19 protein-coding genes are annotated in these 20,869 nt (G+C 67.4%); 11 read left to right on the plus strand and 8 right to left on the minus strand.

Annotated elements, in window-relative coordinates; all coding sequences use genetic code 11:
* Window positions 1-47: 47 nt before the first annotated feature.
* From ELEN_RS05685 to ELEN_RS05730, 10 genes are all read left to right on the plus strand, one after another.
* Entirely contained in the window at window positions 48-1,112 is a 1,065-nt protein-coding gene (locus ELEN_RS05685) for a fumarate hydratase (protein WP_009608243.1), read from the plus strand.
* Window positions 1,105-1,650 (plus strand): fumarate hydratase C-terminal domain-containing protein, encoded by a 546-nt coding sequence (locus ELEN_RS05690; RefSeq protein ID WP_009304722.1) that lies wholly within the window; start codon window positions 1,105-1,107, stop codon window positions 1,648-1,650. The genes ELEN_RS05685 and ELEN_RS05690 overlap by 8 nt, the downstream gene beginning before the upstream one ends.
* A 40-nt stretch (window positions 1,651-1,690) precedes the next feature.
* Window positions 1,691-2,425, plus strand: coding sequence for a dTMP kinase (tmk, locus tag ELEN_RS05695; RefSeq protein ID WP_009304721.1), 735 nt, complete (start codon window positions 1,691-1,693; stop codon window positions 2,423-2,425).
* A 4-nt stretch (window positions 2,426-2,429) separates the two neighbouring features.
* Window positions 2,430-3,581 (plus strand): DNA polymerase III subunit delta', encoded by a 1,152-nt coding sequence (gene holB, locus ELEN_RS05700; RefSeq protein WP_009304720.1) that lies wholly within the window; start codon window positions 2,430-2,432, stop codon window positions 3,579-3,581.
* Window positions 3,559-5,139, plus strand: coding sequence for a PSP1 domain-containing protein (locus tag ELEN_RS05705; RefSeq protein WP_009608240.1), 1,581 nt, complete (start codon window positions 3,559-3,561; stop codon window positions 5,137-5,139). Before holB ends, ELEN_RS05705 begins: the two co-directional genes overlap by 23 nt.
* 27 nt (window positions 5,140-5,166) lie before the next feature.
* Window positions 5,167-6,627 carry a nicotinate phosphoribosyltransferase gene (locus ELEN_RS05710; protein WP_009608238.1) on the plus strand — a complete coding sequence of 487 codons (1,461 nt, stop codon included), beginning with the start codon at window positions 5,167-5,169 and terminating at the stop codon, window positions 6,625-6,627.
* A gap of 61 nt (window positions 6,628-6,688) precedes the next feature.
* Window positions 6,689-7,591 (plus strand): DegV family protein, encoded by a 903-nt coding sequence (locus tag ELEN_RS05715; protein ID WP_009304717.1) that lies wholly within the window; start codon window positions 6,689-6,691, stop codon window positions 7,589-7,591.
* A gap of 55 nt (window positions 7,592-7,646) precedes the next feature.
* Window positions 7,647-8,576, plus strand: a complete 930-nt coding sequence (locus ELEN_RS05720) for a DegV family protein (protein WP_009304716.1) — start codon at window positions 7,647-7,649, stop codon at window positions 8,574-8,576.
* Window positions 8,577-8,634: 58 nt separating this feature from the next.
* The gene (locus ELEN_RS05725; RefSeq protein WP_009304715.1) at window positions 8,635-9,606 is read left to right on the plus strand and encodes an NAD(P)-binding domain-containing protein; all 972 of its coding nucleotides are present in this window, start codon (window positions 8,635-8,637) and stop codon (window positions 9,604-9,606) included.
* Window positions 9,607-9,803: 197 nt separating this feature from the next.
* Window positions 9,804-10,769, plus strand: coding sequence for a radical SAM protein (locus tag ELEN_RS05730; RefSeq protein ID WP_015760418.1), 966 nt, complete (start codon window positions 9,804-9,806; stop codon window positions 10,767-10,769).
* A 567-nt stretch (window positions 10,770-11,336) separates the two neighbouring features.
* Here ELEN_RS05730 and ELEN_RS05735 read toward each other — a convergent pair.
* On the minus strand, window positions 11,337-12,245 hold the full coding sequence (locus ELEN_RS05735) for a TIGR03915 family putative DNA repair protein (RefSeq protein WP_015760419.1): 909 nt from the start codon (window positions 12,243-12,245) through the stop codon (window positions 11,337-11,339).
* Entirely contained in the window at window positions 12,242-13,750 is a 1,509-nt protein-coding gene (locus ELEN_RS05740; protein ID WP_015760420.1) for a putative DNA modification/repair radical SAM protein, read from the minus strand. The genes ELEN_RS05735 and ELEN_RS05740 overlap by 4 nt, the downstream gene beginning before the upstream one ends.
* A 350-nt stretch (window positions 13,751-14,100) precedes the next feature.
* Here ELEN_RS05740 and crcB point away from each other — a divergent pair, with 350 nt between their 5' ends.
* The gene (gene crcB, locus ELEN_RS05745) at window positions 14,101-14,496 is read left to right on the plus strand and encodes a fluoride efflux transporter CrcB (RefSeq protein ID WP_015760421.1); all 396 of its coding nucleotides are present in this window, start codon (window positions 14,101-14,103) and stop codon (window positions 14,494-14,496) included.
* Between the two features lie 68 nt (window positions 14,497-14,564).
* On the opposite strand, the gene ELEN_RS05750 is transcribed toward crcB, so the two are convergent.
* The 6 genes from ELEN_RS05750 to ELEN_RS05775 all read right to left on the minus strand — a co-directional run bounded on the left by ELEN_RS05750 (window position 14,565) and on the right by ELEN_RS05775 (window position 20,853).
* Entirely contained in the window at window positions 14,565-15,776 is a 1,212-nt protein-coding gene (locus tag ELEN_RS05750) for a putative ABC transporter permease (protein ID WP_015760422.1), read from the minus strand.
* A gap of 75 nt (window positions 15,777-15,851) precedes the next feature.
* Window positions 15,852-16,118, minus strand: coding sequence for a hypothetical protein (locus ELEN_RS05755; RefSeq protein ID WP_015760423.1), 267 nt, complete (start codon window positions 16,116-16,118; stop codon window positions 15,852-15,854).
* Between the two features lie 169 nt (window positions 16,119-16,287).
* A complete protein-coding gene (locus ELEN_RS05760) occupies window positions 16,288-17,598 on the minus strand; it encodes an MFS transporter (protein ID WP_009304708.1) in 1,311 nt (436 codons plus the stop codon).
* Window positions 17,595-19,403, minus strand: coding sequence for a BCCT family transporter (locus tag ELEN_RS05765; protein WP_009608245.1), 1,809 nt, complete (start codon window positions 19,401-19,403; stop codon window positions 17,595-17,597). Before ELEN_RS05765 ends, ELEN_RS05760 begins: the two co-directional genes overlap by 4 nt.
* On the minus strand, window positions 19,393-20,223 hold the full coding sequence (locus tag ELEN_RS05770) for a creatininase (RefSeq protein WP_009304706.1): 831 nt from the start codon (window positions 20,221-20,223) through the stop codon (window positions 19,393-19,395). The genes ELEN_RS05765 and ELEN_RS05770 overlap by 11 nt, the downstream gene beginning before the upstream one ends.
* Window positions 20,224-20,292: 69 nt before the next feature.
* Complete coding sequence (locus ELEN_RS05775) at window positions 20,293-20,853, minus strand: hypothetical protein (RefSeq protein ID WP_015760424.1); 561 nt, start codon at window positions 20,851-20,853, stop codon at window positions 20,293-20,295.
* Window positions 20,854-20,869: the final 16 nt, after the last annotated feature.

Consider the following 20,869-nt stretch of genomic DNA (forward strand, 5'->3'; position numbering starts at 1 on the left):
GACGGGGGCGGGGAAGGAGTAACGTGCTTGCGGTATAATCTCTCCTTATGGAAACCATCATCACGAAATCACAGGTCGCGGACGCAGTCTACGCGGCCATCCCGAAGCTGGCCTGCGTGCTGCCGGCCGATATCGAAGCGGGGCTCGCCGTGGCGCGGGAGCTCGAGGGCAATCCGCGCGGGCGCGCGGTTCTCGACCAGCTAATTGAGAACGCGGCGATCGCCGCCGAGGATCGCGTGCCTATCTGCCAGGACACCGGCACCGTGTGGGTCAGCCTCGAGATCGGGCCTGACGTAGCTGTACGCGGCGACGTGTTCGCCGACGTGGACGACGCCGTCGCCCGCGCCTACGACGAGGCGCGCCTGCGCAAGTCGGTGGTGCGCGATGCCGTCCTCGACCGCGCGAACACGGGCGACAACACGCCTGCGTTCTGCGACGTCCATCCCGTGGACGAGCCGGGCGCGGCGCGGCTGCACGTTATGCTGAAGGGCGGCGGCTCGGACAACGCGAGCCGCGTGGTCATGCTGGTTCCGGGTGCCGGCAAGCAGGGCATCGTCGACGAGCTCGTACGCTGCGTGCGCGAGAAGGGCGCCAACGCCTGCCCGCCGCTCGTGGTGGGCGTCGGCATCGGCTCCACGTTCGACAAGGTGGCCGGCTTGGCGAAGCGGGCGCTCATGCGGCCTGTGGACGAGCCCGCGGCCGACGACCGCCTGCGCGCGCTCGAAGAGGAGCTGCTCGCGGCCGTGAACGCCACGGGCATCGGACCCGGCGGCCTGGGCGGCCGCACGACGGCGCTGGCCGTGCGCGTGGCCACGGCGCCGTGCCACATCGCGGCGCTGCCCCTGGCCATCAACATGGGCTGCTCGGCCATGCGCAGGATCACGGTTCCGCTGGCTTGCCAGCCAGCGGAACGGCTCGACGCTGCGGCTTCCCGCCGTACCCGATCTTCGCGCGATGCCGCAGGCTTGCGTACCGAAGTACGCGGCGCCTGCGCCATCCCCCGAATCTCAGGCACTGCGGAAACCCTCGCTGACTTCGCTGAACCTGCGTCTGATCGTTCGCGCTGTGCGCGAAGCGCCGCGGATGCGGGCGAGGAGGTGCGCCATGGCTAGCGCTGATCGCATCCGCCTCGCGTTGCCGTTCGACCGCGCCGCGCTGGCCCGGTTGGAGGCGGGCGACTCCTGTCTGCTCACCGGCCCTTTGTACACGCTGCGCGACGCGGGACACGTGCGCCTCTTGGCCGAGCTGGAAGCCGCCGGCGGCGCGCTGCCCTACGGTCTGGACGGTCAGGCCATCTTCTATGCGGGTCCCACGCCCGAAGCGGCCGGGCGCCCCTTCGGCGCGGTCGGGCCCACCACGGCCAGCCGCATGGATTTCGCCGCCCCCGCGCTGCACCGCGCAGGCGTCGCGGCGACGGTGGGCAAGGGCCGCCGCTCGTCCGAGGTGCGCGATGCCTGCCGCGCGACGGGTTCCGTTTATTTCGTGGCATGCGGCGGGGCCGCGGCCTATCTGGCGAAGTGCGTGGCATCATCGGAGACGGTGGCGTACGACGATCTGGGAACCGAGGCCCTGCGCCGCATCGACGTGGTCGATTTCCCCGTCTTCGTCGGCGTCGACGTACGGGGCCGCGACGTGTACGACCTCGTCTAGCCAGGGCACGCTTTCAAAGGGAGAGGGAACGACCATACCCGTGATACACGAATCCGCACAAGCAACCGATGCCCTGCGCGGCATCTTCATCACGTTCGAGGGCGGCGAGGGCGCCGGCAAGACGACGCATATCCGCTTTTTGTCCGAGACGCTGCGAGCGCACGGCCGCGAGGTGCTGTGCCTGCGCGAGCCCGGCGGCACCGAGGTGGGCGAGCAATTGCGCGCCGTGGTGTTGGACCCGGCGAACGGCGGCATGTCCGACGAGGCCGAGCTGCTCATCTACGAGGCCGCCCGCGCGCAGCTGATGGCGCAGGTCATCGCGCCCGCGCTGGCGCGAGGGGCCGTGGTGCTGTGCGACCGTTTCACCGATTCGACGGTGGCCTACCAGGCCTACGGGAGGGGCTTGCCGCGCATGTTCGTCGACCGCGTGAACGAGTTCGCCTGCCAGGGCGTGCATCCCGACCGCACCATCCTCATGGCCACGGGCGGCGAGGCGAACGTGGGCCTCGTGCGCGCGACGCATCGGGGGGCGGCCGACCGCCTCGAGCAGGCGGGCGAGGAGTTCCATGCCCGCGTGAACGAGGCGTTTCTGGAAATCGCCCGGCGCGACCCCGAGCGCGTGCGCGTGGTGGTCTCCGACGGCAACAAGTCGCAGACGGCTGCTGCGGTGTTCGCCGAGCTGGCCGACCTGTTCCCCTGGATGGCGCAGGTCGTCGACGACGACCCTGCCTTTTTCGACCGCCTCGACGTGAAGCGTTCGAAAGTGGAGGCGTAAAGCCGTGGCCGACGCGTTCGAGAACATCCTCGGCCAGCCGCAGGTGCGCGAATTCTTGCGCGCCACGGTGGCGCAGGGCAAGGTGAGCCACGCCTACCTGTTCACGGGCCCGGCCGGGTCGAACAAAACGATGGCCGCCTACGCGTTCGCGCAGGCCGTGCTGTGCCCGAAGGGGGCCTCCGGCCCGCGCGGAGGCAACTGCGGCGCATGCGACGCCTGCCGGCGCATCATGCGCAAGAAGCATCCCGACGTGCGCTACTTCGCGCCCGAAGGCGCGGGCGGCTATCTGGTCGAGCAGATCCGCGACATCGTGGCCGATACGTCGATGGCGCCCATCCAGGCGCACAAGAAGGTCTACATCCTCGATCGCGTCGACCTGCTGGGCGTGCAGGCCGCCAACGCGTTCCTCAAGACGCTGGAGGAACCGCCGTCGGACGTGGTGCTGATCCTGCTCGCGCGTACGCGCGAGAGCGTGCTGCCCACCATTCTGTCGCGTTGCCAGGTGGTGCCGTTCCGCACCATCCCGGCAAGCGAGGCGGCCGGCATCATCGTGCAGAACACGGGCGCGTCGCGCGAGCAGGCGCGCATGGCCGTCGAGGCCTGCGACGGCTCCATTACGCGTGCCGTGGAGTTCTTGAAGTCCAACGAGCGCCTGGCGTTCCGCACCCGCGTGCTGGAGGTGCTGGGCTGTCTGCGCAAGGCAGACGACTGGGACGCCGTCGGGTTCGCGAGCGAGCTCGTGGTGCTGGTGAAGGCGCCGCTGGACGTGGCGCGCGCCGAGCAGGAGCAGGAGCTCGCCGAGAATGCGGACTTCCTGGCGAAGTCGGCCATCCGCCAGATCGAGGCGCGCAACAAGCGCCAGCTGACGGCCAAGACCTTCGAATCGCTGCGCCAGCTGACGGCCATCGTGCGCTCGTGGCTGCGCGACGTGATGGCCGTGTGCGCCGAGACGCCCGAGCTCGTCATCAACGTGGATGCCCGCGCCTCCGTCATGGAGGCGGCCGAGGCCACCGATGAGGCGCGCGCCGCCGCCGCGCTAGCGGCCGTGCGCCGCTGCGACGAGGCGATCTCGTATAATGTATCACCGGAAACGTGCATCGACGCGATGCTGTTCGAGATAAGAGAGGTGCTCTATGGTTCGCATAGCGCCGATTAACCTGTATTACAACCCCAAGACGCTGTGGTTCGACGCCGGCGACCTGGACGTGCGCGCCGGGGACGGCGTGATCGTGTCCACGGCCCGCGGCACCGAGTTCGGCCGCGCGGCCCACGACGTGTTCGAGGCCGACGAGGCGCAGATCAAGAAGCTGAAAAGCCCGCTCAAGCCTGTCAAACGCATCGCGACGGACGAGGACGAGGCGCGCGCGGCCGAGCTGGAGGCGAAGAGCCGCGAGGCGCTGCCCGTGTTCAAGGAGATGGCTGCCGAGGGCAACGGCGACATGCACCCCGTGTCGGTGGAGTACCTGTTCGAGGGCGACAAGGCCATCTTCTACTTCGAGGCGGAGGAGCGCGTGGACTTCCGCGAGCTCGTGCGCAAGCTGGCCGCGCACTTCCGCGTGCGCATCGACATGCGACAGATCGGCGTGCGCGATGAGGCCCGCATGGTGGGCGGCCTGGGGCATTGCGGCCAGGAGCTGTGCTGCAAGCGCCTGGGCGGCGAGTTCTGCCCCGTGTCCATCCGCATGGCGAAGGAGCAGGACCTCTCGCTGAACCCGCAGAAGATATCGGGCGTGTGCGGACGGCTCATGTGCTGTCTGCGCTACGAGTTCGACGCGTACAAGGACTTCAAGAGCCGCGCCCCGAAACAGAACGCCACGGTGGAGACGCCCGATGGGCCGGCGAAGGTGGTGGATCTCGACGTGCCGCGCGAGATCGTGTCGCTGAAGATCATGGGCGAGAAGCCCGTGAAGGTGCCGCTGGCCGACTTCGACCCGCCCGAGGAAGGCTCGAACCGCCCGAACCGCGTAGGCGAGGAGGCGTGGCAGGACGCGACGACGGCCGACCCTATCGGATTTGCGGGCGAGTCGGCGCTGTTCGGCACCACGACGCAGCTGACCGGGCAGGACAAGCTGGCCGATCCGGGTTCCGTGCGCCGCACGGGCCGCGGCGGTCAGAAGCCGTCGAAGGGCGGCGGCTCGAACGGCGGCCGCGCGGGCGGCGGCCAGAAGGGCGGCGGCAACGGCGGCCAGAAGGGCGGCAAACAGGCCGACGCGCAGGCGCAGAGCGCGCGCAAGCCGCGCAGGAGGCGCTCGACGAAGGTCGGCGGCGAGGGCGCTGCCGCCCCCGAGGCGGCCGAGACGCAGAAGCGCAAGCAGAAGCAGCAAGGCGGCGGCTCGCCGAAGGGCGGGCAGGGCGGCCAGCAGCAGAAGCGCCGGTCGGGTCAGGGCGGTCAGAGCGGCAACGGCGGCTCCAAGAAGCAGCAGGGCCAGCGCCAGGGAGGCGAGGGCGCGAAGAAGCAGGGGCCGAAGGGCATGCAGCCCTCGAAGCCTCGTCCCGGCCAGAAGTCCTCAGGCCTGCGCCAGGGCCAGAAGCCGCAGCAGCCGCGCCAGGACAAGGCGCCCCGCCCCGAGCGCTCGGGGGCTCCGAGCGGCGAGGGCGGCCGCCCGACGGGAGACGGCGGGCATCGCCGCGCCCGTCGCCGCAGCCACAAGGCGGGCGGCTCGGACGGCGCGGGCGCGCCCGGAGCGGGCGGCGCGGCGCCGAGCGGCGAATAGCGGACGTACGGAGGAGGCTCATCGGGAATGAAGATCGACTACGCGCTGTTGACTGACCTGTACCAGCTCACCATGGCGCAGGGCTATTGGGAGACCGGCCAGGGCGACACGCAGGCCTGCTTCCACATGTACTTTCGCGACTACCCGTTCAAGGGCGGCTACGCCATCGCGTGCGGCATGGCGCAGCTGGCCGACCTCGTGGACGAGTTCTCGTTCTCGGACGAGGACGTGGCCTACCTGGGCTCGCTCGACGCGCCCGGCGGCGGCAAGCTGTTCAAGCCGGAGTTCCTCGACTACCTGCGTACCTTCGAGCTGCGTGTGGACATCGACGCGGTGCTCGAGGGCACCGTCGTGTTCCCGCACGAGCCGCTGGTGCGCGTGACCGGCCCCATCATGGATTGCCAGCTCATCGAGACGGCGCTTCTGAACTGCGTGAACTTCGAGACGTTGATCGCCACGAAGGCGGCGCGCGTGTGCCTGGCGGCGCAGGCTCCCGTGGCGGAGTTCGGCCTGCGGCGCGCGCAGGGCGCGGGCGGCGGCTTGTGGGCCAGCCGTGCGGCCGTCGTGGGCGGGTGCGCCTCCACGTCGAACGTGCTGGCGGGCAAGCTGTTCGACATCCCCGTGTCGGGCACGCACGCGCACTCGTGGGTCATGTCGTTTCCCGACGAGCTCACGGCGTTCCGCGCGTACGCCGAGGCGTTCCCGAAGAACTGCGTGCTGCTCGTGGACACCTACGACGTGGAGCAGGGCATCAAGAACGCCATCACGGTGGGACTGGAGATGCGCGAGCGCGGCGAGCGCCTGAGCGGCATCCGCATCGACTCGGGCGACTTGTCGTGGCTCGCGCGCATGGCGCGCGCCATGCTGGACGAGGCGGGCCTGACCGACTGCGGCATCGTGCTGTCGAACGATCTGGACGAGTTCACCATCCAGTCCATCCGCGACGAGGGGGCCCAGGTGACCTCGTGGGGCGTGGGCACGAAGCTGGCCTGCGCCTACGACCAGCCCACGCTGGGAGGCGTGTACAAGCTGTCGGCCACGCGCGCCTCGGGGGAGAGCGAGTGGACCGACCGCCTGAAGATCTCCGAGTCGGCCGCCAAGCTGACCACGCCCGGCGTGCTGGACGTGCGCCGCTACTTCTACTGCGGCAGCGGGCGCTTGGCCGGCGATATGGTGTTCGACGTGAACGCGCCCGGCGACAAGCTGCGCGAGGTCATCGTCGACCCGTCCGACGACCTGCGGCAGAAGAACCTCTCGGGGCTGTGCTCCGAGACGCTGCTCAAGCCGCTCGCGCGCGACGGCCGCACGGTGCTCGACGCGTCCGAACGCGACGCATGGGCGGCTCGCGAGCGTGCCCAGGCGGGCCTCGCCACGCTCGACGAGAGCCAGAAGCGCATGCTGAACGCCCACACCTATCCGGTAGGCCTCGAATATGGTCTTTTTGAGCGCCGTCGCGATCTGGTTGTGAAGCTGCGGGGCATCGCGTAGTGTACGAGGGTACGTCATCGACTGGTTCGGGCGCCTGTGCCCCATGTCAAGGAAGGATGTCATGATCAAGATACTCACCGATTCGGTCGCCTCCATTCCCGCCGACGTGGCGCGCGAAGCCGGCATCGACGTGGTCACCCTGTTCGTGAACCGCGAGGGATGCGAATACGCGGACTCTGAGATGGATTTGGACGCGTTCTACGCCGACATCTATGACATGGTAGACAACATCCCCACGTCCAGCCAGCCGTCCCAGCACACGCTGGAAGCCGTGTTCGAGGAGGCGGCGCGCGCGGGCGACGAGGTGCTGGGCATCTTCATCTCGTCGGAGCTGTCGGGGACCTACGAGGGCGCCGTGCGCGCAGCGCGCGCCGTGAAGGCGCGCAACATCGACTTCACCTACGTCATCGTGGACTCCACGTCGTGCGGCTACGACGAAGCGTGGCCGGTGTTCGACGCGGTGGCCGCGCGCGACGCGGGCGAGGACCTGGCGGGATGCGCAGCGGCGGCGCTGCGCGGCATCGAGTCCACCCGCTTCCTGTTCACGCCCGAAACGCTCACGTTCCTGCAACGGGGCGGGCGCATCGGCAACGCGGCGGCGCTGCTGGGCAACCTCATCCAGCTTTCGCCCGTGCTCACGGTGAGCGACGGCAAGGCCGACACGTTCGCGAAGGTGCGCACGCGCAAGAAGGCGCTCGACCGGATCGTGACCGAGTTCAAGAAGGATGTCGAGCAGCACGGCCTGAAGCACGTCGTGGTGCACTACATCGGCGACAAGGCGCCGGCCGTCGCATGGGCGCGCGAGGTCGTCGAGCCGCTCATCGGGCGCACGGTGAGCGTGTTGCCGGTGAGCCCCGTCATCGGCCTGCACGTGGGACCGGCCGTGGGGCTTGCCTATGAGTGCGCAAGCGCCCTGGCCGGCAAGATCAGCGGCCCGGTGCAGGCGCGCGCCTGCGCTTCGTAGAGTCGCGCGATCGTCCGATACCGTATGCAAACCGCTCAGAAAGCGAGAAACGCTCATGCAGCATAAGTGCAACCTCATCATCGATTCGTGCTGCGACCTGCCGTTCGAGGTCGTCGACCGGGAAGGCGTCGAGCTTATCAGGTTCCCCTACATCATGAGCGACGGCGAGCATGCCGACGATCTGTACCAGACCTCGTCGGCGCACGATTTCTACCAGGCGATGCGCAACGGCGAGGAGCCTACCACCGCGCAGGTGCCCGTGCCCGTGTTCCGCGACGCGTTCGAGCGCGCCATCGCAAGCGGGGTGCCCACCGTGTACTTGAGCTTCTCCAGCGGGCTGTCCGGCAGCTTCGATGCAGCGGCGCTCGTGCACGACCAGCTGATGGCCGAGCATCCGGACGCCGAGCTGTACATCGTGGACACGTGCTTGGCCTCGGTGGCCGAGGCGCTGCTGGTGTACGAGGCGCTGCGTCAGCGCGACAACGGCATGACGGCGCAGGAGCTTGCGCGCTGGGCCGAGGAGGCGCGCTACTTCGTGGACGCCGAGTTCATGGTGGACGACCTGGAGGCCCTGCGCCGCGGCGGCCGCATCCCCAGCTCGGTGGCGTACGCGGGCTCGAAGCTGGACGTGAAGCCGCTGCTCACCATCACCGTCGACGGCAAGCTGTCGCTGGCGGGCGTGGCGCGCGGGCGCAAGAAGGGCATCAAGCAGCTGGCCGAGTACTACAACAAGCGCAAGGCCGACTCGCGGCCGGGTCGCTGCGTGGTCATCGGCAACGCCGACTGCCCGAAGGACGCCGCTCGCCTGCAGGAGGCGCTGGGCAAGGGCGACGACAGCATCCTGTTTCTGGAGAGCAGCATCGGGCCGGTCATCGGCAGTCACGTGGGGCCGGACATGATCGCGGTGGTGTTCTGGGGCAACGACAAGCGCGAGGAGCTGTCGGTGGCCGACCGCATCGCGAAGAAGGTCAAGGGCGGCGAGTAGCCCGCGCGCGAGCGGCTCGCGACACATGGAATTCGAACGCATCGGGAAAGGTGCTTAGATGGAACTTTCGTTCGTATACTCCGGCAACGAGACGGTGGGCGCTATGGTGGTGTCCCGCCTGGAGGCGGCCGGCTGCACGCGCACCGACGACGTCGCGCATGCCGAGGCCATCATCACGTACTGCACGTCGCAGACGGCGCTGGAAGACGCGTACTTCGACGAGCAGGGGCTCGTGCAGGCGGCGGGGAAGGGCGCGCTGCTCATCGACCTGTCGGCGTCGACTCCCAGCTTCGCGCGCGAGCTGAACGCCGTGGCCGTGGTGAGCGACCTCATGTCGGTGGAGGCGCCGCTCGTGGTGGTGGACGTGGCCCGCGCCGACGCGTTCGGCGACCGCGACAACCTGGTGTGCTTCGTCGGGGGCGACGAGGAGGCCGTGGCGGAGGCGCGTCCCGTGCTGGAAGCGATCGCCGGCACGGTGCAGGAAACGGGCGGGGCGGGCTCTGCGCAGCTCGCGCGCGCCGCGTACACGCTGCAGACGACGGCGCAGGTGATCTCGGCCGTGGAGGCCGACGCGCTGTACCGCGCCGTGCGTCGCTCGTCGGCCTCGCTCGACCAGGCGACGGAGCGCGTGGGTGCGGCGACGCCCGTGGCCGAGCAGGTGCTGGCCGCGGTGAACACGGGGCGTTTCGACGGCATGTACACGGTTGAGATGTTCATGGCCGAGCTGTCCGCCGCGCTGACGGCGGCCGACGACGTGGACCTCATCCTACCGCAGGCCGAGGCGTGCCTGCACCTGCTGGAGCTGCTCGCCGTCATCGGCGGCTCCGACAAGGCGCCTGCAGCGCTGGCGCTGGTGTACGGCGAGGAGAAGACGTGCGCCGAGCAGGGCCTCGACTGGACGCGCGCTGAGCAGGCCTACGGCGACGTCGCCGAGGGCTTCGACGATCTGGACGACGACGGCCACGACCACGGGCACGACCACGGTTCCTTCGGCGATTATCCCGGCTACGGCGCGTATTCGGCCAATTAGGGTTCCGTCGGCCTACGGCCGACGGACCTTGCCGACGCTGCGGGCGGCTGTGGCACCCGATCTCGCCGCGAAGCCGAGGACTCGCGTACCGAAGTATCCCCTGCGGGGACTTCTTGCAGGATGCGCTTCGTCCTCGCCTTCCTCACGATCTCGGACACCACAGCCGCCCTCTCTGACATTATTGGACCGGTGAGTCTATGAATCTGGCATTATCAACATGCGACCTCTGCCCCCGCTCGTGCGGGGTCGATCGGGCGGCGGGGGAGCGCGGGGCGTGCGGGGCCGACGGGCGCCTCGTGGTGGCGCGTGCGGCGCTGCATTTCTGGGAGGAGCCTCCCATCAGCGGGTCGCGCGGCAGCGGCACGGTGTTCTTCGCGCACTGCCCGCTGCGCTGCGTCTACTGTCAGAACGCGGTGATCGCCGCGGGCGAGGCGGGCGCGGAGGTGAGCGTCGAGCGCCTGGGCGAGATGTGCCTGGAGCTGCAGGAGCAGGGCGCGCTCAACGTCAACTTCGTCACGCCGACGCATTACGCTCCCGAGGCGCGCGCAGCCGTCGCCTGGGCGCGCGAGCGAGGGCTGGCGCTTCCCGTCGTATGGAACACGTCCGGGTACGAGACGGTCGCCGCTGTGCGGGCGAACGCGGGCACGGTCGACGCGTACCTCGCGGATTTCAAGTACGCCGACGCCGAGCTGGCGCGGCGCTACTCGCATGCGCCTGATTACCCCGAGGTCGCCCTGGCGGCGCTCGAGGCCATGGTGGAGGAGGCGGGCGGACCGACGTTCGACGAGGTGGACGGCGAGCAGCGTCTGACCGGCGGCGTCGTGGTGCGCCACCTCATGCTGCCGGGCGCGCTGGAGGACTCGAAGCGGGTCGTGCGCCTCGTGCACGAGCGTTTCGGCGACGCGGTGCTGCTGTCGCTGATGAACCAGTACACGCCCGTGCTGGCGGACGCCGCGAAGGCGGGCGACGCGCGAGCCGCGGCGACGCTCGACCGCTGCCCCGAGCTTGCCGAGCGCGTCTCCGACGACGAGTACGAGCTTCTGCTCGATTACGCCGACGAGCTGGGCGTCGAGGACTACTTCTGGCAGCAGGGCGGAGCCGCCGAGGACAGCTTCATCCCCGCGTTCGACCTGTCCGGCGTGCGGGAGCCCGATCGCGCGTAAGGCGGGCTCTACCCTCCCTCCCTCGGCCGTCCTTGGGCGCATTCCTCCGCTCCGAATGGCGAAAAGAGGTTGAATTCGGAAGCATCGAAGAGGGTTGCGCGTGCGGAGGCGCGCTTGCTTTGGCATCGCCGCAGGTCGTGGAAGCGGCTGGATTCCAACGAGGCGCACCGGGCGGGTTCGATGAGCCTCGTCCTTCCGAATTCGATGCTTTTTCGCCATTCGGAGCGCGGGGGGATGCATGGGCTGACGTTGCCGGGACGCCGCCCCTGCCGTATTTTGCCTGGGCTTGTCTGCTTTGCGCAGCAGAGCGATGGTTGGAACAAATGTTTCACGTGAAACAATCTGGCGAAGACCTGCGGCTGGAAACGGCATTTCGAAAGACCCGCCTTCGGGTATGCGGGGGCGGTTGATGGATTCATCGCGGTTGTTCCGACGGGGAAACGGGTCGGCGCCGCGTTGGCATCTTGACCGTCGACGCGAATTCGGGGTTCGCGCGCGAGGACGGCCTGCCTGCGGTTAGCCGTTGGCGGAAAGAGGGGGCGGCCGCTTCGCAGGGACGCGCGGACGCTAGCGCGGGGAGATTTCCTTTCCGGGGAGGTCTTCCTGCATCTCGGTGATGTTCTTCCAGAAGCGCTTGGGCATGAACTGGCGGCGCAGCTCGGGGTTGTAGCGGGCCTCGACGGCCACGGTGTCGTAGAAGCGCTTCCAGGCCTGCTGCATGAGGCGTTCCTCGGACGCGCGGTCGGGCAGGTCGACGTTCTCCGTCTGGACGAGGTACCAGTCGCGCCCTTCGTAGACGCCGGCAATGTTGTGCGCCTCGTCGAAGATGATGAAGGGCTGCGTGTTGAAGCGCCCGCTGAACCAGTCCATGAGCAGCGGGATGACCGAGGCTGCGGGGTTGCAGCGCGCGAACCACACGCCGTTCTCCAGATGCTCGAAGCGGAGGAACTGCAGCATACGATGCCGCTCGTTCATGACGGAGCGGGCGAGGCGGTGGAGCGGCTCGACGGCAGGGTGGGCGAGGTCGCCCAGCACGCTGCGGCGGGCCTTGCCCGTGCAGGCGAACTTCCCGCACGCGCCGCCGCATGATCCGCGGCGCTTGCAGCCGGAGCAATCGTGCGGCCTGTTCTGCGCCATGGCGTAGCGGATGAAGCGGTACACGATGGTGCCGGCGTCCGGGTGGTCGCTGAGCGAGGCGTGCTTGACGGCATCGTAGGCGGCGTCTCCGCACGCCCTCCTGATGCCGCGCCGAACGCGCACGGCATGCTCCTCGTTCGTCTCGATGACGCGCACGGTTTGGCCGAGCCGCGGCTGCAGGACGTCGGCGCGGGCGATGTCCTGCGGGTCCTCGCGGCGCGCGTACGCCTCGAACACGGCGGACAGCAGGCCCTCGAGCGAGCCGTCGTGGCAGTAGGCGACCTCGGCCAGGGGTTCTTCGGGGAAGAGGGGCTGGTTCTCGGCGGGCTTTCGGCTCATGCGCACACGGCTTCCGGCGTTTCGAGGGCTCGCTGCCAACCGTACGTCCCGTCGGCGCTCGCGGCGCGGCCGGACGACGACGCCGCGTTCGAGGAGCGCTCCGCATCGCTGCAAGACGCCGCTGCGGTCGCATCGCCGCTTTCCAGCGCGCGTGCGCCCGACCCGCCCGCGATGCGGGCCTTCTCGGGCGTCTCGACGCTCTCGAACAGGCTCATCTGACCCGGTGTGGTCTTGTCGGCGCGCCGCCCGTGGTTGCCGCCCTTGATGGGCGCGGCAAGCTGCGCGCGCAGCCCTTCGCGCGAGAAGTCGACGCCGCGCCCCGAGTAGCTGCCGCTGCACGTGATGAAGAAGCGGGCGCGCTTGTACGCGATGCCCAGCTTGCGCAGCTCGGGCTCGCGCAGGCAGGTGGTGCGCCGCGCGCGCACGATGAGGTTCGCTCCGCGCACGCCGATGCCGGGCACGCGCAGCAGCGCCTCGAGCGGAGCGGTGTTCACCTCCACGGGGAAGAAGTCCAGGTGGTTGATGGCCCAGTTCGCCTTCGGGTCGAGGTCGGGATCGAGGAAGGGGTTGTCCTCGTCGATGATCTCGGTGACGTCGAAGCGGTAGAAGCGCAGCAGCCAGTCGGCCTGGTACAGCCGATGCTCGCGGTTGAGCTGGACGGCGTCGGTGCCGGGCAGGCGCTTGTCGTCGTTCACCGGCGTGTAGGCGCTGAAGAACACGCGCTTGAGCGACAGCGTGCGGTAGAGCGCGGCCGACAGGTTGAGGATCTGGAAGTCGCTTTCGGGCGAGGCTCCTACGATCATCTGCGTGGACTGCCCGGCCGGCACGAAGGCGCGCTCCTTCTTCTTGGGGCGGATCTGCCTCATGTAGGTGGTCTGCTTGCGCACGAGCGCGCGCGTGTCCTTGTCCACGGCGATGTTGTCGCGGATCTGGCGCATGGGCGCGATGATGCGCTGTTTGTCCTTCTGGGGCGCGAGCAGCTGCAGGCTCTTCTGGGAGGGCAGCTCCATGTTCACGCTCATGCGGTCGGCCAAGTGCCCCAGCTGCTGCACGAGCTCGGGCGAGGTGCCGGGCACCGCTTTCGCGTGGATGTAGCCGCGGAAGCCGTGCTCCTCGCGCAGGATGGACAGCGTCTGTATCATGAGCTCGGTGGTGTAGTCGGGGTTGCGGATGACGCCTGAGCTGAGGAACAGGCCCTCGATGTAGTTGCGGCGGTAGAACGCGATGGTGAGGTCGGCCAGCTCGCGCGGCTTGAACGCGGCGCGCGGCACCTCGTTCGACGCGCGGTTCACGCAGTAGGCGCAATCGTACACGCAGACGTTGGTCATGAGCACCTTGAGCAGCGTGATGCAGCGCCCGTCGGCCGCGAAGCTGTGGCAGCAGCCGGCGGCCAGCGTGTTGCCGAGCTTGCCCTTCTGGGCGTCGCGGTCGATGCCCGAAGACGTGCAGGCAACGTCGTACTTAGCAGCGTCGGCGAGAATCTCGAGCTTGGCAACCAGATCCATTCGTCCATCCGTTCGTCAGATCAAATGTTCGCGGGAATGTTTGTTCGTATATGGTACGCATACGAGTGTTCGAAGTCAAGGGTAGGGAAGAGGAGTCGAACCCGGATTCTTCCGCTCCTTGCGGCATGCGGCGGCTGTGCTGGTTTTCGGAGCTGCTGGAGCGGCATCTCGCATGGAGCGTGCGGATCGGTTTTAGTTGTCCGAGGGCGCTTCATGCTTTCCGACGAACCTGCACGCCGTGCATTCTCGCGTTTTCCCCTGTCTCTCGACGGCTCGGAGGATTCGCTTCGCGACGAGCAAGGGTATACTGATGCTTGCATGATATAGAAACGAGTGCGAAGGAGCGGGCGATGGTGGCGGTGCTGTGCGTGGGTTTGGGCGGCTTCATCGGATCGGTAGGGCGCTATCTGCTGGGTCTCGTGCCGGTCGAGGGCGACTTCCCGCTCATGACGTTCGCCGTCAACTTTGCGGGCGCCGTGCTCATCGGGGCGGTGTTCGAGGCCGCCACGGAGGGCTCCGGCTTGCCTGACAACGCCGTGTTGTTCCTCAAGACCGGCGTGTGCGGCGGCTTCACCACGTTTTCCGCGTTCTCGCTGGAGACCCTCGCCTTGCTCGAACGCGGCAAGTACGCGACGGGCGCGCTGTACGCATGCGGAAGCGTGCTCGCTTGCCTTGCCGGCGTCGTGATAGGGCGGCTGGCCGTGCGCGGCGTGCGCGCCGCCCTGACCGGCTCGGCCGCGGCGTAGGGGCGGGCGCCGCGCTCTGCGCGCACGCCCCTACGCCCTTCGATCTCGCGCCCGCCGAGCGGGTCGCGCTATTTCGCGCGGGTCGCGTTGCCCGGATCGATGGACATGCTCTGGAAGCGGTTCTCCATGTACTGGTTGTCGAAGTGCTCGGCGAAGAAGTGCGCCACGGCCGTCTCGGGAGGTTTTCCAGCCTCGCGCTGGTACCAGCAGTCGAGCGACAGCAGCGTCATCGCCCCGTCGACGATCATGAGCGCGGCGCACACCGTGGTGACCGCGTAGCGCCAGTTCCAAGGGATGAGGTTCACCAGCTTCAACATCCAGGGAAGAAGCAGCTTGATCCACACCACGCCCAAGACGCCCCACATGGCCATGAACATGCCGTTCGTGCGCCCGTCGATGGACAGGAACGTGCCGGAGTAGTCCCACGCCACGATGCCGAAGGCGAACTGCATGAACCAGCTGGTCAGATACTCGAACGCCCCGCCGATGACGGCGCTCACCAGGAAGATGAGCACGACGTTCTTGTCGTGGAATCGGTTCAGGGCGACCGTCATCAGCACCGCGCCGAAACCGTAGATGGGCGAGAACGGGCCGAACAGCAAACCCGCGCGATCCTGGTAGTGCCCTGGATTCACGACGAGGAAGTGGTATACCGTCTCGATCATGAGTCCCAGCACGCAGCACACGACGAAGATCCAGAACAGGTTGAAGAAGTTGAGCGCGATGAAGCCCTTGCCGGTCTCGTCGCGGCCGAGCGTGCCCTCCTCGGCCGCCTCGCGCGTTTCCATATCGCGCAGTTTGCGGCGCAGCTCGCGCTCTTCGGCTAGCGACGGGTCCACGTAGCTCGATAGCGCGACGAGCACGACCAGCACCACGCCGTAGGGGATGAGATCGGGCGTGAGGCCGCTCAGCATCATGTCGCAGAGGATCACGAGGATGAGGATGACGATCATGACCTCGGCGATCTGGGCCGTGCGACGCCGTTTGTCGCGCAGCAGTCGGATGCCCAGGATGACGAACATGGCGGACAAAACCGTCATGAGCACCGCGTCGGAGACGAAGATGACGAGGGCGGCGGCGGACAGCTCCTCGACGATGGCGCCCTGTTGCAGGGCCATCACCATGCCGACGATGAGCAGCGCGAGCACCGGCACGAGCGCTGCGCCGCTGACTATGCACAGGATGCCGAACACCTTGAGCGGAAGGGGGATCTTGCTATTGGACGCAGGCGCGCCTTCGTCGAGGTCGAGTCCGTTCTCGACGCGGTCGTGCTTACCCATGGCGATGTTCTCCTCGAATGCGCTTCTATCTGTCGCGTCAAAGTATAGCCGAAGAGCGGGCGCCTCGCGCGGCGACTACGACGAGGGGCGCGGCTCGTCGGGGGCGACCTCCTCTACGAACCAACGCGGACCCTCGTAGAACAGGTACTTCTCGCGGCCGTTCACGGACACGAGGTAGCGGATGCCCGTGCCGCCCACGCGCTGAGAAGCGCGTCGAATGGCCTCGTGCACGCGGTCGATGGCGAAGATGCGGCCGTCGCGCCAGACGATCTCGAGCGGCGTGAGCCGTCCGTCAACGTCGATGCGCGCCGTCACCTCCACATATGTTTTCCGAAAAGCCATGACCGCAGGAAACCACGCCGAAGCGCGGCGCGCCAGGGGCCGCTCCGAGCTGTAGCGCAAGGGATGGCGACGCGTAAGCGAGCGAGGGCGCCAACGCGCCGCAGGAGCGGGAAGGGGCGCTCGACGCGCCCCTTCCCGCTCCCTCTTCTTTTTCGATGCGTTCGATCCTCTACTCGATGTCGTTCAATTCCTTGCCGGCGTACTCGTGCGCCGTGAACAGCAGGATGATGCCCGCCACAAGGCAGATGCCCATCATATAGTACGCGGGCATGAGGCCGTTGCCCGTGGCGTCGATGAGCGCGGTGGCCACCATCGAGGCCGTGCCGCCGAACACCACGTAGGCGATGTTCGACCCCAGCGCGGCGCCGGTGTAACGCACTTCCGTGGGGAACATCTCCGCCTGGTAGCAGGCGATGTTCGCGTCATTGAACGAGAGCGTCACGCACATGATGAGCTCCGCTGCGATGACGATGGGCAGCTGAGCCGTCTCCAGCATCATGAAGGCGGGGATGCTGAGCAGGATGAACGCCACGCACGAGCCCAGCAGCATTTTCTTACGTCCTACGATGTCGGATATCTTTCCGGCGCCGAAGATGATGAAGATGTACGTGACCAGCGCGATGTCGGTGGCAAGCTGGGCCGCCGAGGCTTCCATCGCCGTGTAGCTGGTCAGATACGTGGGCAGGTAGGTGAGCACGAGGTAGAAGCCGACCGAGTTCACCATGGTCGCCGCGATGCTGGTCGCAAGGCGCTTCTTGTACTTCTTGAACACGAGGCGGGTAGGCCGCGGGGCCTCTTTGGCCGGATCGGCCGTCGAGGTCATCTGCTGGTAGGTGGGGGAATCCTCGAGCTTCGTGCGGATGTAGTGCGCCACGAGCCCCAGGGGTCCGGCCAGCAAGAACGGAATGCGCCATCCCCATGAGATCACGTCGGCTTCGGGCAGCAGCGCCTTGATGATGAGCGCTGCGGTGGAGCCCGCCAACAGGCCCGCCGCGGTGGATGCCGGCACGAGCGAGCAGTACTTCCCGCGATGGTTCGCCGGCGCGTACTCGGCCAGGAACACCGCTGCTCCCGAGTACTCGCCTGCAGCCGAGAATCCCTGCACGCTGCGCAGGCACAGCAGCAGGATGGGGGACAGCAGGCCGATCGTCTCGTACGACGGCAGGCAGCCGATGAGGAACGCCGCGCCCGTCATCATGAAGATGGACAGCGACAACGACCATTTGCGCCCCTTCTTGTCTCCCATGCTGCCCCAGAACGCCGCCCCTAACGGCCGGAACACGAACGACAACGCGAACACCGCGAACGCGAGCAGCGTGGAGTTCACCGCCGACTCGGGGAAGAACACGATGCCGATGGTGATGGCGAAATACGTATAGGTGGCGTAGTCGAACCATTCGATGAAGTTGCCCAAAAACGAAGAGATCGCCACCTTGAACGGCACTTTCGGTTGTGCCTCCGTTACTGCTGCCGCGCTCATCGCGACACCTCCTTCATCGATTCGTCGAGGCCGGCTCCGTCGGGGACGTCGACCTCCTCATGCCGCGTGAGCCATGCCTTCTCGGCTTCGCGCGCCTCCCTCTCCTCGTGCCACTGACGCAGCTGCCGGGCCGCAAGCGAGTCTTCGGGAAACGGCTCGGCCAGGCCGCGTTCCACCAGCTGCTCGTCGTGCTTGACCCATTTGAAGAACTGGACGCCCATGAGGATCACGATGACGCTGAACGGGATGCCGCCGGCGATGGTGGCGAATTGGATGGTGCTGAGGAAGTCCTGTCCGGCCGTCACCATGAACAGCACGGCGAGCGCCGTGATGCACAGCGCCAGCAGCGCCTTGAAGCCGCGGCTCTGGCGCGCGGCGGGAGACACGAAGTTCGACAGCGCCATGACGCCGGAGTCCACCGAGGTCACGATATAGCCGCCGATGAGGATGGTTGCCAGCACGGTCAGCACGCCGCCGATCAGAGGTACGCTGTCGATGGTGAGGAACAGCCCCATCGAGGAGTCGGCGTTGGTCTGCGCCACGATGCCGGGGTCGGACATGGCGGCCCACACGCCGGTGCCGCCCACCACGCACGTCCATACGATGCATACGGCCGCGGGCACGAACACCACGCCGCCTACGAACTCGCGCAGCGTGCGCCCGCGGGAGATGGTGGACACGAAGCCCGCCGTGAACGTGGCGAACGCGAAGCACCAGCAGAAGATGAAGAACGACCAGAACGCCTGCCAGGAATCACCGTACGAGGCGATGCCCGCGCCCAGGTTCACGGCTTCGGTGAACCCGCTCATCAGCATGAACTGGTCGATGAACACGCTGAGCGACTCGGGCAGCACGCCCAGGATGTACAGCGTGGGGCCGAAAATGAACACGGCAGCGACGAACACGATGGACATGACGGCGTTCGCGTTCGAGATCTTCTTGATGCCCCTCACCACGCCGAACCACACCGACATCGTTGCGATGGATCCGAACAGGATGACGAACGCCACCTGCAGGGCTTGCCCCGTCTGGATGTTGAAGATCTGTTGAATACCGCTGTTGAACTGGTACGATGCAAGTCCGAGCGACGTGGTCAGCCCAAAGATGGTGGCGATGACCACGAGGATCTCCACCACGATGCCGACGGGCCGCTTCGCGCGGGCGGGGAACAGATCCTCCACCGTGCCGCGGAACGTGGTGTCCTTGTGCATGTTGTAGCGGGCGTAAGCCATGAAAAGCGAGACGATGGCGTAGATGGCCCACGCCGGGATGGCCCAGTGGAAATACGTCCATGCAAGCGCCGTGTCTCCGGCGAACAGGGGGTCGGGGGCGTTGAACGGGGTGCCCCCGTACATCATGATAGGCTCGGCCACCGCCCAGAACACCAGGCCCACGCCCTGCCCGGTGGCGAACAGCATCGCGAACCAGGAGAAGTACGAGAACGCGGGCTTGGCGTCCTTGCCGCCCAGGCGGATCGAACCGAGCTTCGTCACCGCTACGAATATGCATACGGCGAAGCACAAAAACGCGCACAGCACGATCCACCAGCTGCAGTACTGGGTGACGAACGTGCGCAGCACGCCAACCGCGTTGATGAACGTGTCGGCGCTGACCAGCGCGATGCCTAGCACGACGGCGACGATGGCCACCGACGCGGCTCGGATGACATGGTCATGCCTGACCGTGCGTCCGAGCCGTGCGGCCTGGGCTTCCTTCGGCTCCGGATCCACTTCGCCCGACTCGTTCTCCACCTCCATGGGGTGGACGTGCTTGCGCGCGTCGTCGTCCGAGCTCTTAGACCTCATGGTAGTCACCCTCGCCCGAGAACTCGTGCTTCACGGCTTCCACCATGTGCTTCACGGCGACGTTGCGCAGGATCGCCCCCTTCTCGCGCGAGGATTCCACGGGCGAGGACAGGCAGCCCGACGGCGGCGTGTAGCCGGGCACGATGGGCAGCACGTCGTAGTTCGGCAGCTCGGCCGGCAGCCCCTCGTACAGCGGGTCGTCGGTCTTGCCCAGGTCGACGAGGTCGGGGTGGAACAGCAGCATGAGCGACGTCTCCATGACGCCGGCGTGCTCCAGATCCCAGCCGGTGAAGCCGTCGGGATACAGGGCCTCGATGGTCTCGTCGTCGACGAAGTCCCAGTACGACAAGAGTTGGATTTTCACGTCGCGGATGCCGTTCTCGCGCGCTTTCTCCAGCGCCAGCTCGGCGCCTTCGAAGATGAACTGGTAGTTCTCGTAATGACCGTTCATCAGCACGATCTTGCGCGCACCATGCAGGATGAGGCCGAACACCACGTCCTTCGCCAGCGCGATGAGCGTCGTTCCCGACAGCGACGTGGTGCCCGAGAGGTGGAAGCCGCCGCCCGAGCGCTGCTGGGAACGGTAGCCGTAGTTGATGGGCGCGGCCACGACGGCTTCCATTGCGCCGTCCGTGTCGGCGACGAGCGCCTCGGCGGTGGCGCCGGCCATCGCCTTGGTCAGCGCGGCGTCCACGCACATGGCCATGTGGGAGCCGTGCTGCTCCAGCGCGCCGACGGGGATGAACACCACGGCATCCTTCGCCAGCTTCTCGCGGTAGGTGAACGCGTCCATTTCCTCCATGTACACAGTGGGTTTCATAGCTTGTCCCTCCTCGAATCGGAAGGAGCCCGCCATGCGCGGCGGGCTCCGATGTCGTCAGCGCTTGGATCAGTAGTCTTCCAGCAGGTCGACTTGGGCCTTGCTGGCGCGCAAGATGAAGTTGCGCTTGGCTTGGGCGCCGCCCTGCGCCAGCTTGCGCAGGATGAAGCGCTTGAGGCGCGGGTAGTCGCTCATGCCGTACCAGGCGAACGCGGTGCCGCCCGTGTAGGCCTCCACGATGCTGTGGACCGGCAGGCCGGCGTCGCGCTTCGCGTCGAGGGCCAGGTACTCCTGGATCTCGGCCGCGCACACGTCGCGGATGACCTCGGCGCTGATCTCCAGGTCGCGCGCCAGCTGCCTGAGCTGGTAGGCCACCTCCGCGTCGTCGGCGTGCGGGAAGTACGTCACGTCGTAGGTCACCGCGGACAGCCCGGACGCCTTGGCGAAGCCCAGCAGGCCGTCAAGCGACATCATCTGGACGTGGTCCTCCGTGCGCTCGGCGATGTCGAGCTCGGCGGCGAAACCCTGCACGCCGCTCTTCTGGAACACCTCGCTCAGCTGGTCTTCGTTCAGCGGAGCCTCGAACTCGACCTCGGTGGCGATGTGGGTCATGTTGCTCGTGATCTTCATAGGTGCACGTTCCTTT

Origin of the sequence: Eggerthella lenta DSM 2243 (assembly GCF_000024265.1) — a bacterium.
In the GTDB taxonomy this organism is placed as follows: domain Bacteria; phylum Actinomycetota; class Coriobacteriia; order Coriobacteriales; family Eggerthellaceae; genus Eggerthella; species Eggerthella lenta.

Excerpts from the sequence above, each read along its gene's own strand:
- ELEN_RS05685 (WP_009608243.1), top strand. The coding sequence starts at position 48 with ATGGAAACCATCATCACGAAATCACAGGTCGCGGACGCAGTCTACGCG.
- ELEN_RS05690 (WP_009304722.1), top strand. The coding sequence starts at position 1,105 with ATGGCTAGCGCTGATCGCATCCGCCTCGCGTTGCCGTTCGACCGCGCC.
- ELEN_RS05705 (WP_009608240.1), top strand. The coding sequence starts at position 3,559 with ATGGTTCGCATAGCGCCGATTAACCTGTATTACAACCCCAAGACGCTG.
- ELEN_RS05710 (WP_009608238.1), top strand. The coding sequence starts at position 5,167 with ATGAAGATCGACTACGCGCTGTTGACTGACCTGTACCAGCTCACCATG.
- ELEN_RS05715 (WP_009304717.1), top strand. The coding sequence starts at position 6,689 with ATGATCAAGATACTCACCGATTCGGTCGCCTCCATTCCCGCCGACGTG.
- ELEN_RS05720 (WP_009304716.1), top strand. The coding sequence starts at position 7,647 with ATGCAGCATAAGTGCAACCTCATCATCGATTCGTGCTGCGACCTGCCG.
- ELEN_RS05725 (WP_009304715.1), top strand. The coding sequence starts at position 8,635 with ATGGAACTTTCGTTCGTATACTCCGGCAACGAGACGGTGGGCGCTATG.
- ELEN_RS05730 (WP_015760418.1), top strand. The coding sequence starts at position 9,804 with ATGAATCTGGCATTATCAACATGCGACCTCTGCCCCCGCTCGTGCGGG.
- ELEN_RS05735 (WP_015760419.1), bottom strand. The coding sequence starts at position 12,245 with ATGAGCCGAAAGCCCGCCGAGAACCAGCCCCTCTTCCCCGAAGAACCC.
- ELEN_RS05740 (WP_015760420.1), bottom strand. The coding sequence starts at position 13,750 with ATGGATCTGGTTGCCAAGCTCGAGATTCTCGCCGACGCTGCTAAGTAC.
- crcB (WP_015760421.1), top strand. The coding sequence starts at position 14,101 with ATGGTGGCGGTGCTGTGCGTGGGTTTGGGCGGCTTCATCGGATCGGTA.
- ELEN_RS05750 (WP_015760422.1), bottom strand. The coding sequence starts at position 15,776 with ATGGGTAAGCACGACCGCGTCGAGAACGGACTCGACCTCGACGAAGGC.
- ELEN_RS05755 (WP_015760423.1), bottom strand. The coding sequence starts at position 16,118 with ATGGCTTTTCGGAAAACATATGTGGAGGTGACGGCGCGCATCGACGTT.
- ELEN_RS05760 (WP_009304708.1), bottom strand. The coding sequence starts at position 17,598 with ATGAGCGCGGCAGCAGTAACGGAGGCACAACCGAAAGTGCCGTTCAAG.
- ELEN_RS05765 (WP_009608245.1), bottom strand. The coding sequence starts at position 19,403 with ATGAGGTCTAAGAGCTCGGACGACGACGCGCGCAAGCACGTCCACCCC.
- ELEN_RS05770 (WP_009304706.1), bottom strand. The coding sequence starts at position 20,223 with ATGAAACCCACTGTGTACATGGAGGAAATGGACGCGTTCACCTACCGC.
- ELEN_RS05775 (WP_015760424.1), bottom strand. The coding sequence starts at position 20,853 with ATGAAGATCACGAGCAACATGACCCACATCGCCACCGAGGTCGAGTTC.